The organism is Stenotrophomonas sp. GW821-FHT01H02A, assembly GCF_059422145.1.
Genome location: NZ_JBWKWI010000001.1, coordinates 583,115 through 595,248, shown reverse-complemented (window position 1 = coordinate 595,248; position 12,134 = coordinate 583,115). Strand labels below are relative to the sequence as shown.

General features: G+C 67.3%; 15 protein-coding genes. 6 read left to right on the top strand and 9 right to left on the bottom strand.

From position 1 onward, the window contains the following. Positions 1–18: 18 nt before the first annotated feature. From mgtE to AC07WC_RS02835, 3 genes are all read left to right on the top strand, one after another. Positions 19–1,380, top strand: a complete 1,362-nt coding sequence (gene mgtE, locus AC07WC_RS02845; protein ID WP_019185398.1) for a magnesium transporter — start codon at positions 19–21, stop codon at positions 1,378–1,380. A gap of 13 nt (positions 1,381–1,393) precedes the next feature. Further along, positions 1,394–1,660: a hypothetical protein gene (locus AC07WC_RS02840; protein ID WP_495208653.1), complete on the top strand. Its 267-nt coding sequence runs from the start codon at positions 1,394–1,396 to the stop codon at positions 1,658–1,660. A 67-nt stretch (positions 1,661–1,727) separates the two neighbouring features. Next, positions 1,728–2,528, top strand: coding sequence for a carboxylesterase family protein (locus AC07WC_RS02835; protein WP_495208652.1), 801 nt, complete (start codon positions 1,728–1,730; stop codon positions 2,526–2,528). Positions 2,529–2,616: 88 nt separating this feature from the next. Here AC07WC_RS02835 and AC07WC_RS02830 read toward each other — a convergent pair whose 3' ends face one another. From AC07WC_RS02830 to AC07WC_RS02820, 3 genes are read right to left on the bottom strand one after another with little or no spacing between them, the layout of a single operon-like run. Beyond that, on the bottom strand, positions 2,617–3,567 hold the full coding sequence (locus tag AC07WC_RS02830) for an aspartate carbamoyltransferase catalytic subunit (protein WP_495208651.1): 951 nt from the start codon (positions 3,565–3,567) through the stop codon (positions 2,617–2,619). A gap of 16 nt (positions 3,568–3,583) precedes the next feature. Further along, positions 3,584–4,081 (bottom strand): Holliday junction resolvase RuvX, encoded by a 498-nt coding sequence (gene ruvX, locus AC07WC_RS02825; protein ID WP_465162956.1) that lies wholly within the window; start codon positions 4,079–4,081, stop codon positions 3,584–3,586. Further along, positions 4,074–4,640, bottom strand: a complete 567-nt coding sequence (locus AC07WC_RS02820) for a YqgE/AlgH family protein (RefSeq protein WP_495208650.1) — start codon at positions 4,638–4,640, stop codon at positions 4,074–4,076. Before AC07WC_RS02820 ends, ruvX begins: the two co-directional genes overlap by 8 nt. Before the next feature lie 109 nt (positions 4,641–4,749). Here AC07WC_RS02820 and AC07WC_RS02815 point away from each other — a divergent pair, with 109 nt between their 5' ends. Together AC07WC_RS02815 and AC07WC_RS02810 are read left to right on the top strand one after the other, a co-directional pair. After that, a complete protein-coding gene (locus tag AC07WC_RS02815) occupies positions 4,750–5,286 on the top strand; it encodes a DNA-3-methyladenine glycosylase I (RefSeq protein ID WP_495208649.1) in 537 nt (178 codons plus the stop codon). After that, on the top strand, positions 5,283–6,422 hold the full coding sequence (locus AC07WC_RS02810) for a hypothetical protein (RefSeq protein ID WP_495208648.1): 1,140 nt from the start codon (positions 5,283–5,285) through the stop codon (positions 6,420–6,422). Before AC07WC_RS02815 ends, AC07WC_RS02810 begins: the two co-directional genes overlap by 4 nt. 6 nt (positions 6,423–6,428) lie before the next feature. On the opposite strand, the gene AC07WC_RS02805 is transcribed toward AC07WC_RS02810, so the two are convergent. The 3 genes from AC07WC_RS02805 to AC07WC_RS02795 all read right to left on the bottom strand — a co-directional run bounded on the left by AC07WC_RS02805 (position 6,429) and on the right by AC07WC_RS02795 (position 8,189). Continuing rightward, on the bottom strand, positions 6,429–7,136 hold the full coding sequence (locus tag AC07WC_RS02805; protein ID WP_495208647.1) for a YitT family protein: 708 nt from the start codon (positions 7,134–7,136) through the stop codon (positions 6,429–6,431). A gap of 68 nt (positions 7,137–7,204) precedes the next feature. Beyond that, positions 7,205–7,906: a hypothetical protein gene (locus tag AC07WC_RS02800; RefSeq protein ID WP_495208646.1), complete on the bottom strand. Its 702-nt coding sequence runs from the start codon at positions 7,904–7,906 to the stop codon at positions 7,205–7,207. Positions 7,907–7,970: 64 nt separating this feature from the next. Further along, positions 7,971–8,189, bottom strand: coding sequence for a DUF4287 domain-containing protein (locus tag AC07WC_RS02795; protein ID WP_495208645.1), 219 nt, complete (start codon positions 8,187–8,189; stop codon positions 7,971–7,973). 170 nt (positions 8,190–8,359) lie between these two features. On the opposite strand from AC07WC_RS02795, the gene AC07WC_RS02790 reads away from it, so the two are divergent. Then, entirely contained in the window at positions 8,360–9,181 is an 822-nt protein-coding gene (locus AC07WC_RS02790) for an alpha/beta fold hydrolase (protein ID WP_495208644.1), read from the top strand. Between the two features lie 26 nt (positions 9,182–9,207). Here the strand turns inward: AC07WC_RS02790 and AC07WC_RS02785 are convergent, their stop codons facing one another. The 3 genes from AC07WC_RS02785 to AC07WC_RS02775 all read right to left on the bottom strand — a co-directional run bounded on the left by AC07WC_RS02785 (position 9,208) and on the right by AC07WC_RS02775 (position 12,122). Continuing rightward, positions 9,208–9,783, bottom strand: coding sequence for a hypothetical protein (locus AC07WC_RS02785; RefSeq protein ID WP_495208643.1), 576 nt, complete (start codon positions 9,781–9,783; stop codon positions 9,208–9,210). A gap of 112 nt (positions 9,784–9,895) precedes the next feature. Continuing rightward, positions 9,896–11,032: a PilT/PilU family type 4a pilus ATPase gene (locus tag AC07WC_RS02780; RefSeq protein WP_495208642.1), complete on the bottom strand. Its 1,137-nt coding sequence runs from the start codon at positions 11,030–11,032 to the stop codon at positions 9,896–9,898. 52 nt (positions 11,033–11,084) lie between these two features. Further along, positions 11,085–12,122: a type IV pilus twitching motility protein PilT gene (locus tag AC07WC_RS02775; RefSeq protein WP_019185385.1), complete on the bottom strand. Its 1,038-nt coding sequence runs from the start codon at positions 12,120–12,122 to the stop codon at positions 11,085–11,087. Positions 12,123–12,134 lie beyond the last annotated feature (12 nt).

The following is a 12,134-nucleotide window of genomic DNA, read 5'->3' as shown; positions in this document are numbered from 1 at the left end:
TTTCCGCAGGAGCTGCGCATGGCCGAAGCCGTACGCCACGACAAGACGGCGCGCCAGCTGCGGCTGTTGTCCGATGCACTGGACAGCGGGCGGTTGGGTCCGGTCCGTCGCTTGGTCAATACCCTGGCGCCGGCGGAAATCGGCAACCTGCTCGAATCGCTGCCCCCGGGCAAGCGCGAGATTGTCTGGGGCCTGGTCGATCCGGAAGACGACGGCGAGGTACTGGTCCACGTCGGCGAGGAAGTGCGCGAAAGCCTGCTGGCCGACATGGACCCGGACGAGATCATCGCCGCGGTCGAAGACCTGGACATCGATGACCTTGCCGACCTGGTCGAGGATCTGCCGGACACGGTCATCGATGAAGTGCTCAAGTCGATGGACCGCGAGAACCGCGAGCGGCTCGAGCAGGTGCTGTCGTATCCCGAGGACAGCGCCGGCCGCCTGATGAACCCGGACGTGGTGACCGTGCGCGCCGACGTCAACGTCGACGTGGTGCTGCGCTACCTGCGCCTGCGCGGCGAACTGCCCGACCACACCGATCACCTGTTCGTGGTCAGCCGCCGCCATCAGTACCTCGGCCGCCTCTCGCTGGCCGCACTGGTGACGCATGAGGACAACACCCCGATCAACCGCCTGATCGATGACGAGCAGCCTGCGATCGATGTGGGCGAGAGCGCCGATGAAGTCGCGCGCCAGTTCTCCGATCATGACTGGGTCTCCGCCCCGGTGGTGGACGACAACAACATCCTGCTCGGCCGCATCACCATCGATGACGTGGTCGACATCATCCGGTCGCAGGCCGAGCACCAGGCGCTGGGCGCCGCCGGTCTGGACGAAGAAGAAGATCTGTTCTCGCCGATCAAGCGCGCCGTGCGCGGCCGCGTGGTCTGGCTGGGCATCAACCTGTGCACCGCGTTCCTGGCGGCCAGCGTGATCGGCCAGTTCGAGCTGACCCTGCAGAAGGTGGTGGCGCTGGCCGTGCTGATGCCGATCGTCGCCGGCGTCGGCGGCAATGCGGCCGTGCAGGTGCTGACCCTGATGGTGCGCGGCATCGCGCTGGGCCAGGTCGGCCAGAGCAACGCGCGCATCCTGCTGTGGAAGGAATCGCGGGTCGCGCTGATCAACGGCACCCTGATCGGCACCGTGGTCGGCATCATCGCCTACCTCTGGTTCCACAGCTTCCTGCTGTCGCTGGTGATCACCCTGGCGCTGATCATCAACTTCTGCGCCGCGGCCCTGGCCGGCGTCCTGCTGCCGCTGCTGCTCAAACGCATGAACGTCGACCCGGCGGTGGCCGGCACCGTGGTGGTCACCGCCGTCACCGACGTCATGGGCTTCTTCAGCTTCCTCGGCCTGGCTACCCTGATCCTGCTGCACTGACCCTGGACCCCGCATGGCCGTGACCCTCGACAACTATTTCGTCCCCGGCTGGCGCGACGCGACGTATACCTGCGCTGCCTGCGAATGGCAGGGCAGCGCGCGGCAGATGCCGATGGAGCTGCACGAAGATGAAGCGCAGTTCGACTGCCCGCAGTGCGAGAACCCGATCCTGCTGGTGGTCCACCCCAGCCTGGCCCAGGTGCAGGCGGCGGCCGCTGACGGCCACCCCGAAGCGATCGAACAGCTGGAGATTCTGGCCGCTGCGCCGCGCCCGGACTGATGCACTGCACGATGCCCCGACACGCCACCGGGCCTAGACTGAAATCGATTTCAGACGAGGCACGGGCATGGCGCGACGCTGGAGTAACTGGTTGCTGTGGGCGGTGGCGATGATGACGGTGGCGGGCTGCGCCAGCACGCCGGAAACATCCGGGGGCCAGTTCGTCGGCCGCGCGGTCAAGGTGAATGGGCAGACTGCGTATTACCAGGTGTTCGTGCCTCGCAACGCAGCCGCCTCGCGCGGCGAACTGCCGGTGGTGCTGTTCCTGCACGGCTCCGGCGAACGGGGCCGTGATGGCCGCCGCCAGACCCAGGCCGGGCTCGGGCCGTACCTGCGCCAGCACGCTTCCACCTTCCCCGCACTGGTCGTGCTGCCGCAGACGCCGGATGACCAGGAGTGGTCCGGCGAGAACAATCGCATTGCCTTGGCGGCGCTGGATGCCGCCATCGCCGAGTTCGGCGCCGACCCGCAACGCCAGTACCTGACCGGGATGTCGATGGGCGGCTATGGCAGCTGGAACATCGCGCTGGCCGAACCGAACCGCTTCGCCGCCATCGTGCCGGTGTGCGGTGCGGTGCTGTCGCCGCGGCAGACGCGTCCGGACCTGCAGGTGGACGCGGTCGCCGGGCAGGCTGACCCCTACGCCACCATCGCCCAGCGCCTGCGCAACGTCCCGATCTGGATGTTCCATGGCGGCCTGGACGACGTCGTGCCGCCGGATGACGATCGCAGGCTGCACGCCGCATTCCAGCAGGCCGGTGCGAAGGACGTGCGTTACACCGAGTATCCCGACGGCAACCACAACGCGTGGGACGCGGCGTATGCCGATGCCGCGATGTGGGCGTGGCTGTTCGCGCAGCAGCGGTGATTGGATGACCGGCAGGTACCCACCGTGGTGGGTACCGCCACACGCCCGTATCGACCAACGGGCGACCCCTGCCGTGTTGAAAGGCTGCTTACCCCAGCAACGTTTCCAGCACCGCCATGCGCACGGCCACGCCATTGGCGACCTGGCGCAGCACCCACGACTGCGGGCCGTCGGCCACCTCGTCGGTGACCTCCACGCCGCGGTTGATCGGGCCAGGGTGCAGCACGGCGGCATCGGTGCCGGCACGCTTGAGGCGCGTCGCGTCCAGGCCGTACTGCGCGTGATACTGCTCCAGCGAGGGCACCAGGCCTTCTTCCATGCGCTCGCGCTGCAGGCGCAGCATCATCAGCGCATCCACGCCTTCCAGCATGGCATCGAAATCCTGGCCGACGATGCAGCCCTTGAGCGTGTCATCGTCCGGCAGCAGCGACTGCGGGCCACACACGCGGATCTCGCCGACACCCAGCGTGCGCAGGGCATGCAGGTCGGTGCGGGCCACCCGCGAGTGCTTCACGTCGCCAACGATGACGACCTTCATCTTCGAGAAGTCGCTGCCCTTGGCCTGGCGCAGGGTCAGCATGTCCAGCAGGCCCTGGGTCGGGTGCGAGCTGCGGCCGTCACCGGCGTTGACCAGCGCGGTGCCCTCGCCGGCCTCGGCGGCCAGCGCCGCCACCGCGCCGTCATCGGGATGACGCACCACGAAACCGCGCACGCCCATCGCCTCCAGATTCTTCAGCGTGTCGCAGGCGGTCTCGCCCTTGCGGGTGGACGAGGTGGACGCGTCGAAGTTCAGCACGTCCGCCCCCAGCCGCTGCGCGGCCAGCTGGAACGAGCTGCGGGTCCGCGTGGAGGGTTCGAAGAACAGCGTGCAGACCGCCGAGCCGCCGAGCACGTGACGCTTGTTGCCGACCCGGCCAACCGCCGCATCGCGGATCTGGCCGGCGCGGTCGAGCAGTTGCAGCAGGGTTTCGCGGGGCAGACCTTCCAGGGTCAGCAGGTGGCGCAGGCGTCCATCGGAATCGAGTTGCGTGGCGGTCATGGGCAGGGTCTGAGGGTCAGGAAACGGGGGTGGCGTCATCCGGCGAGGAGAGCCAGCGTTCGATGATCACCGCCGCGGCCACGGCATCGAGTGCCGCAGCATCGCGACGGCGTTTGCGGCCTTCGGCGCGCTCGACCGCGAACCGGCGCGCCGCTTCGACCGAGCTGGAACGCTCGTCGACCAGCACCACCGGCAGTTTGAAACGTTCCCGCAGCTGGCGGGCAAAGCCCTGCGCGCGCTTGCGGTTGGGCTGGTCCTGGCCGTCCAGGGTCAGCGGGTCGCCGACCACCAGGCCGTCCGGCCGCCATTCCTTGATCAGGCGCTCGACCGCGGTCCAGTCCGGGCCGTTGCCGTGCACATCGACCACCGCGATCGCGCGCGCATGGGTGCCGAACGAGCTGCCGATGGCCACCCCGATCCGGCGCGAGCCGACATCGAAACCGAGCACGGTACCGTCGCGGCGGATGGTCGGCGGCGTGGCCGCGGCGGGCGCGGGCGTGGCCGGCTCAGACATGGCCGCTGTAATCCGTCAGGCGGAACAGATCCACGCCGATGCGCGCGGCCGCGCCCTGCCAACGCTCGTCCAGCGGCGTGCTGAACAGCAGGTCGGCATCGGCCGGTACGGCCAGCCAGCTGTTCTCGGCGATTTCCGTTTCCAGCTGCCCTTCGCTCCAGCCGGCGCAGCCCAGGGTGACCAGTGCATTGCGCGGGCCTTCGCCACGGGCCATCGCTTCGAGGATGTCGCGCGAGGTGGTCAGGAACACGCCCTCGCCCACGGCCAGGCTGGAATCCCAGCTGCGCGCGTCGTCGTGGATCACGAAACCGCGCTCGGGGTGCACCGGGCCGCCGTTGAGCACGATCTGGCCACGCAGGGTGTCGCTGCTGGTGGTGATCTCCATCTGGGCGAGCACTTCACCGAGGGTGTACTCGGAGGGCTGGTTGACCAGCACGCCCATCGCGCCGTTCTCGTCGTGCTGGCAGATCAGCGCCACGGTCCGGGCAAAGGTGGGGTCGGTCAGCGACGGGAGCGCGACCAGCAGGTGGTGGGCAAGCGAAGTGGACAGTTCAGACATGGCCCCATTCTAGCCGCTGGCCGTGATGTGCGCTTTCGCGCTGACATAATGCAGGCCTGCGCGCGTGCCCTGGCCCGTGCGCCTGATCCGCCATCGCAAGGAGCTTCACGTGTCCGGTTACTGCCTCATCGCCCCCGGTCATCCGGTCCACGGCGACTACCATGATCACGAATACGGCTTCCCGCAGCGCGAGGAGCGCGAGCTGTTCGAGCGCTTGATCCTGGAGATCAACCAGGCCGGCCTGAGCTGGGAGACCATCCTCAAGAAGCGCGAGGGCTTCCGCGCTGCTTATGACGGGTTCGACGTGGACACGGTGGCCGCCTATGGCGAGCGTGACATCGAACGCCTGCTCGACGATGCCCGGATCATCCGCAACCGACTCAAGGTTCACGCGGCGGTCCACAATGCCCAGGTGATCCAGCAGCTGCGGGCCAGCCACGGCAGCTTCGCAGGGTGGCTGGATGCGCACCATCCGCTGGACAAGGCCGGCTGGGTGAAGCTGTTCAAGAAGACCTTCCGCTTCACCGGCGGGGAGATCACCGGCGAGTTCCTGATGAGCCTGGGCTACCTGCCCGGCGCGCACAGCCCGGACTGCCCCGTGTTCAAGCGCATCGACACGCTCAAGCCGGCCTGGCGCCAGGCGTGAGGCGCACCGCATTGCCGGTCGCGCTGCTTGCGGCCGTGGCCTTTCCCTCGCTGGCCTTGGCCAGCGACCTGGACACCATGCTGGCGCGCCTGCGCGCGGAGATCGCCGCGGTGCCGGCCGACGACCCGGCCCCGATCGATACCGTGCTGGCCCGCTACCGCGACGAAACTGGCGTGGACCTGCAGATCCCGGTGGCCGGCGACAGTGATGCGCCACTGCCCGCGCTGGTGCGCCCGCCCACTGTCACCCCGGCCGATTGGGAGGCGGTGACCCGCTACCTGCGCGAGACCGATGCCCAGCACACCGTGCCGGTGGAGATGGGCGAGCTGTCGCTCTCCCTGCTCGATCTGGATGGCGACGGCCAGCGCGACCTGGTGCAGAGCGCCTACAGCGGCGGCACCGGCCTGTACACGCAGGTGGACATGCTGCGGCGCGATCCGCACCGCGGCTTCGCGGCGCCGGACAGCCTGGACCCGCAGCGTCCCTGGGCGCAGGGGCAGTACGGCATCAGTGGACGCGGCAGCGACCAGGGCCTGTACTGGCTGCGCATCGACGGCGTCAGCTACATCGCCTACCGCGATGGCGACTACTACGGCGACACCCTGCTGCTGAACCGGCCACTGTCGGCCAACCCGCGGGAGCGCAGTCCCACGGTGCAGTTGCAGGTGCGTTACGGCCGCGAGCATCGGCTGGCCGATCCGGTGATGCATCGCGATGGCGTACCGCTGGACGCGCATGCCACGGCGATCGCGGCGGACCGGCGCCTGCTCAAGCACATTGACCGCCTGCTGGCCGCCCTGACCATCGATGGTGACGGCGTCGCCCATTTCGGCGATGCGCAGGGGCGCTGCCCGTTCCCGGCCGGGACCGACCCGGACGAGGCCGAGGCATGGCCCTGGCGCGGCGCCGGCAGCTATACCTTCGATACTGCCGCCGACACCGTGATCCGCTCTCGACGCCAGTGCTACAGCGCCTCGCTCATCGCCCTGCGCAGCAGCTATGCCGGCGACCATGCGCTGTGCTGCCAGCTGTGGCTGTACCGCGGTCCCGGCGAGCAGGCCGCCACGCTGGACCTGCACAGCCGCCGCTGGATCTCCGGCGTGACCATCGTGCCGGTGCCGCCGCAGGGTGAGTAAGGCGCGTCAGACGCCCATGTAGCGGCCCGGGCGGTGGTTGAACATCAGCACCAGGCTGAGCACCACCGCGCCGATCGCCGAGTACATCACTTTCGATGGGGACAGCACGAAGAACGCCACGCACATCAGCAGCGTGTCGAACGACATCTGCACCTTGCCGGCGCTCCAGCCACGGGTGCGCTGCAGGTACACCGCCAGGATCCCGATCCCGCCCAGGCTGGCCCGGTGGCGGATGTAGAACAGGATGCCCAGGCCGGCCAGCGCCCCGCCCACGATGGCCGAGTACAGCGAGCTCATGTGCGCGAAATCGGCCCAGCGCGGCAGCAGGTCGGTGAGCACGCCGCAGGCGGTCACCGCAGCGAAGGTCTTCAGGGTGAACTCCCAGCCCATGCGGCGCACGGCCACCCAGTAGAACGGCAGATTGACCAGTACGAACACCAGGCCGAAATTCCAGCCGAACGCGTAATGGGCCAGGAAGGCCAGCCCGGCCATGCCGCCGATCATCAGCCCGCCCTTGGCGAAGATCGCCAGGCCGAGCGAAGCCACCAGGGTCGCCAGGATCATGCCCTGCACGTCCTCGGCCACGGAATGGCGCAGGGCGTTCTGGTCGGCCACGGTGCCGGCACTGTCGGGTGGCGGGGTCAGCGGGCCTGCGGTGACGAGGTGGCCGTCAGCGTCGTCGCACGGCGCGGGGCCATGGGATTCAAGGGACATGGGGGTGGGGGTGTGACGTGGGGAGCGGTATTAGACACGATCGGCGTGACAGTTGCTGGTGAAATCATTCAGACAGCCATCCAGCTGCGGCCCGGGCCTGCGGCGCCAGGCGGCTCCAGGGTGAAAACCACCTGGCCCAGGCGTTGACGCACCACGAACACACCCTGCTCCCACGCCGAGCGCGTGAACCAGTCGCGCTGGTCCAGCGCCGCCGGGCTGCGCATTGGATACGAGGCGACGCGTGCACCACCACGGTCCAGCACGCGCGCCTGCCACTGCTCGCCGATGCCGGCCCCCAGGCCGCGGTAAACCCGGATCCAGCCGGCCCGAGCGGGCAGCGCCCGCCCCAGCCGTACCACCTCGTCCTCGCGCCGGAAGCCCTGTGTGCGCACTGAAGCGGCGGCCGCACGCCACGGGGCGGGATCGGCCCCGATACGGTCGATCAGCGCCAGTCCGTGCTGTTCAATGAGCGCCAGCACCGCGCGCTCGCGGGCAGCCGGGTCGCTGCCTGCGTATGCAGCGAAATCGAACGGCTCCACGCACACCACGCTGGCCCCGGGGAAGCGCTGGTAGACCGGGTCATCGCCGTGCGGCCCGCACTGGAGCGTCAGCAGGCTGGCGCCATCAAGCACGTAGTCACGCGGCAGCGCAGCCATGAAAAGCGCGGCCACATGGTAGGCGTCCGCGCGGAAGGGAAAGCCCTCCAGCACCCGCCCGGCGCGGGTAACCACGGGACTGGCGTCCACGCGTAGTTCGGTGAAGCGCGGCATCGCGGCATGACTCCTGTCGGCGGCAAGGCCGCACAGCATGCCACTGTCGCCCGACCCGCTGTGCTCAACCGGGCCGGGCAGCGGCCAGGTGATGGGCCACCAGCGCATTGGCATGGCCATGGCCCAGGCCATGTTCGCGCTTCAGGAAGGCCACCAGTTCCATGTGCTTGAGCCCGCCCTGGGCGACCAGCAGCGCCAGCCAGTGGCCGACCGGCTGGCCGTAGGTCTTCTCGATGGAGGGGAAGTAGGACGCGGGGCCCTTGGCCGGGGTGGAATCGCTCATGACGGCTGCCTCGAAGGATAGGGACGTCCCGGTCCATGCCGGGCTCCCAGGTTCGACGCGCCAGGGGACGCAGAATCGACATGGTCCGTTCATCCGCGCTGAACACCCCGCAGTCGCAGCATGCACGGGTACCCCTGCAACGCCCTCCCCGTCTTCCGGAGTTCCGTGCCATGCCCTACGTCACCACCGCCGACAACACCGAGATCTTCTACAAGGACTGGGGCAAGGGACAGCCCCTCGTGTTCCATCATGGCTGGCCGCTCAGCGCCGATGACTGGGATGCCCAGCTGCAGTTCTTCCTGCTGCAGGGCTACCGGGTGATCGCCCACGACCGCCGCGGCCATGGCCGCTCCTCACAGACCAGCGGCGGGCACGAGATGGACACCTACGCCGCCGACGTCAACGCGCTCGCCGATCACCTGGACCTGCGCGATGCGATCCACATCGGCCACTCCACCGGCGGTGGCGAGGTCGCGCATTACGTGGCGCAGGCCAGGCCCGGACGCGTGGCCAAGGCCGTGCTGATCGGTGCGGTGCCCCCGATCATGGTCAAAAGCGACAGCAATCCAGGCGGGACGCCGAAGGAGGTCTTCGATGGCTTTCGCCAGGCACTGGTCGCGGGCCGTGCCGCGTTCTACCGCGAGGTACCGATTCCGTTCTACGGCTTCAACCGCGAGAGCGTGCCCCCGCAACAGGGCGTCGTCGACAACTGGTGGCGGCAGGGCATGATGGGCGCGATCAACGCGCACTACGACTGCATCAAGGCCTTCTCGGAAACCGACTTCACCGAGGACCTCAAGAAGATCGACGTGCCGGTACTGGTGATGCATGGCGATGACGACCAGATCGTGCCGATCGCGGATTCGGCGGAGCTGGCGATCAAGCTGCTCAAGCACGGCACGCTGAAGGTCTACAAAGGCTATCCGCACGGCATGTGCACGACGCACGCCGATGTGATCAATGCGGATCTGTTGGCGTTCATCCGCGGGTGAGAACAACGCCGCTGGACGTCCGGGATCTACAACGTGTCGTCCTGCATGAAGGTGCCGGCCACCGCCAGCAGCAGGAAGACCCCGCCAAAGATCACCACCAGGATGTGCCACACCCCGAAGCGGTCCAAGGCACGCATATCCATGCCCTCCTCGCGATGGTAGCGGCGCAGCAGGCTGTTCACCGGCAACAGCGGGACGAAGGTGAACAGCGCGACCAACCACATCGGATCGGGCAGCCTGCTGGCCAGGTTGAGCAGGAAGTAGGCCACGCCCAGCAGGCCCGGCGCGAATGCCAGCGTGCGGCGCCGATTGCTGGTGGCATCGCGCAGATCGCTGAAGCACAGGAACGCCCAGAGCGGCGAGAACAACGCGCGCGCCCACGGCCACTGGTTGCCGCCGGTTTCGCGCTTGATCGCCCGCCAGTTGCGCCAGAACCAGTACACCGGATAGATGCCCAGCGTGGTCAGCGACAACGCGGCGATCTTCAGCGTGGGGGGCGAGTAGTACGTTGCCACGTCGGTGGCGGCGACGCTCGCCGCCGGCAGAACGGAAGACGCCGTCGACGTGGTCGCCGGCGCGCGATACGGATCGTGCATGTCCATATGCCATCACCTGATACGTTGATGCCGGCGAGGTGCCGGCGCCCCCTGCATCCCGGTCGCCCGGGACGGCGCGACTATCGCAGAGCCGCGCCGTCTTTTGAAGTGCCCCGGCTCAGCGGACTTCGGAAATCTCCACCCCGTCCAGGCCCTGCGACAGCGTGCGTGCGTCGCCGCCTTGAGAGAGCTTGATGCGCAGGCGCACTTCGTTCTGCGAATCGGCGTAGCGCAGTGCGTCTTCGTAGCTGATCTCGCCGGCCTGGTAGAGCTCGAACAGGCTCTGGTCGAAGGTCCGCATGCCCAACTGGACCGAATCCTTCATGACTTCCTTGAGCTTGTGGATCTCGCCATCGCGGATGTAATCCTGCACCAGCGGCGTACCCAGCATGATCTCCATCGCGACCTTGCGCGTCTTGCCGTCCGGCGAAGGAATCAGCTGCTGCGCGACCACGCCCTTGAGGTTCAGCGACAGATCCATCAGCAGCTGGTTGCGACGATCTTCCGGGAAAAAGTTGATGATGCGGTCCATCGCCTGATTGGCGTTGTTGGCATGCAGCGTGCACAGCACCAGATGGCCGGTTTCGGCGAAGGCAATGGCATGGTCCATGCCCTCGCGTGTGCGCACCTCGCCGATCATGATCACGTCCGGCGCCTGGCGCAGGGTGTTCTTCAGCGCGGCTTCCCAGCTGTCGGTGTCGATGCCGACCTCGCGCTGGGTGATGATGCAGCCTTCGTGCTTGTGCACGAATTCGATCGGGTCTTCGATGGTGATGATGTGGCCGGTCGAGTTGTGGTTGCGGTAGCCGATCATCGCTGCCAGCGAGGTCGACTTGCCGGTACCGGTCGCGCCGACGAACAGGATGATGCCGCGCTTGGTCATCGCCAGCGTCTTGATGATCGGCGGCAGGCTCAGCTCTTCCACGGTAGGAATGCGCGTCTCGATCCGGCGCAGCACCATGCCGACCTGGTTGCGCTGGTAGAAGCAGCTCACGCGGAAGCGGCCGACACCGGACAGGCCGATGGCGAAGTTGCATTCGTGGGTCTTCTCGAACTCTTCGCGCTGCGCCGGCGTCATCACGTTGAGCACCAGGTCGCGGCTCTGCTGCGGCGTCAACGGTGTCTGGGTGATCGGCGAGATCTTGCCGTTGACCTTGATCGCCGGCGGCATGCCCGCGGTGATGAACAGGTCCGACGCTTTCTGGTGCGCCATCAGCTTGAGGAACGAGGTGAAGTCGATGGTGGTGGTGCTCATCGCGGTGTACTCCGAAGGTTTTTCAGGAGCCGGCCAGCGGCCGGCACTACCACTACTCGAAAATCCGCTTGTCCTTGGCGTACTCGCGCGCCTGGTTGCGGGTGATCAGGCTGCGCTTGACCAGATCCTGCAGGTGCTGGTCCAGGGTCATCATGCCCATCTGCTGGCCGGTCTGGATCGCCGAGTACATCTGCGCGACCTTGTCCTCGCGGATCAGGTTGCGGATGGCCGGGGTGCCGACCATGATTTCCCACGCGGCGGTACGCCCGCCGCCGACCTTCTTCAGCAGGGCCTGCGAGATCACCGCACGCAGCGACTCGGACAGCATCGAGCGCACCATCGGCTTTTCGCCGGCCGGGAACACGTCGATGATGCGGTCGATGGTCTTGGCCGCCGAACTGGTGTGCAGCGTGCCGAACACCAGGTGGCCGGTTTCCGCCGCGGTCAGCGCCAAGCGGATCGTTTCCAGATCGCGAAGTTCGCCGACCAGGATGATGTCCGGATCTTCACGCAGGGCCGAACGCAACGCTTCGTTGAAGCCGTGCGTATCGCGATGCACTTCGCGCTGGTTGATCAGGCACTTCTGCGAGGTATGCACGAATTCGATCGGATCCTCGACGGTGAGGATGTGGCCGTATTCGTTCTTGTTGATGTGGTCGATCATCGCAGCCAGCGTGGTCGACTTGCCCGAACCGGTCGGGCCGGTGACCAGGATCAGGCCCTGCGGCTGATCGATCAGCTCGCGGAAGATCGGCGGACAGGCCAGGTCCTCCAGGGTCAGCACCTCGGACGGAATGGTACGGAACACCGCACCCGCACCGCGGTTCTGGTTGAAGGCGTTGACACGGAAGCGCGCCAGCGAGGGAATCTCGAACGAGAAATCGACCTCGAGGAATTCTTCGTAATCACGCCGCTGCTTGTCCGACATGATGTCGTACACCAGCGCGTGGACCTGCTTGTGGTCCAAGGCCGGAATATTGATGCGACGGACATCGCCGTCAACGCGGATCATCGGCGGCAGGCCGGCCGACAGATGAAGATCCGACGCTTTGTTCTTTACAGAAAACGCCAACAGCTCGGCGATATCCATGCGCTGCTACTC

Bases quoted from the DNA above. Each gene is read 5' to 3' on its own strand.
- mgtE (WP_019185398.1), top strand. From the start codon at position 19: ATGGCCGAAGCCGTACGCCACGACAAGACGGCGCGCCAGCTGCGGCTG.
- AC07WC_RS02840 (WP_495208653.1), top strand. From the start codon at position 1,394: ATGGCCGTGACCCTCGACAACTATTTCGTCCCCGGCTGGCGCGACGCG.
- AC07WC_RS02835 (WP_495208652.1), top strand. From the start codon at position 1,728: ATGGCGCGACGCTGGAGTAACTGGTTGCTGTGGGCGGTGGCGATGATG.
- AC07WC_RS02830 (WP_495208651.1), bottom strand. From the start codon at position 3,567: ATGACCGCCACGCAACTCGATTCCGATGGACGCCTGCGCCACCTGCTG.
- ruvX (WP_465162956.1), bottom strand. From the start codon at position 4,081: ATGTCTGAGCCGGCCACGCCCGCGCCCGCCGCGGCCACGCCGCCGACC.
- AC07WC_RS02820 (WP_495208650.1), bottom strand. From the start codon at position 4,640: ATGTCTGAACTGTCCACTTCGCTTGCCCACCACCTGCTGGTCGCGCTC.
- AC07WC_RS02805 (WP_495208647.1), bottom strand. From the start codon at position 7,136: ATGTCCCTTGAATCCCATGGCCCCGCGCCGTGCGACGACGCTGACGGC.
- AC07WC_RS02800 (WP_495208646.1), bottom strand. From the start codon at position 7,906: ATGCCGCGCTTCACCGAACTACGCGTGGACGCCAGTCCCGTGGTTACC.
- AC07WC_RS02795 (WP_495208645.1), bottom strand. From the start codon at position 8,189: ATGAGCGATTCCACCCCGGCCAAGGGCCCCGCGTCCTACTTCCCCTCC.
- AC07WC_RS02790 (WP_495208644.1), top strand. From the start codon at position 8,360: ATGCCCTACGTCACCACCGCCGACAACACCGAGATCTTCTACAAGGAC.
- AC07WC_RS02785 (WP_495208643.1), bottom strand. From the start codon at position 9,783: ATGGACATGCACGATCCGTATCGCGCGCCGGCGACCACGTCGACGGCG.
- AC07WC_RS02780 (WP_495208642.1), bottom strand. From the start codon at position 11,032: ATGAGCACCACCACCATCGACTTCACCTCGTTCCTCAAGCTGATGGCG.
- AC07WC_RS02775 (WP_019185385.1), bottom strand. From the start codon at position 12,122: ATGGATATCGCCGAGCTGTTGGCGTTTTCTGTAAAGAACAAAGCGTCG.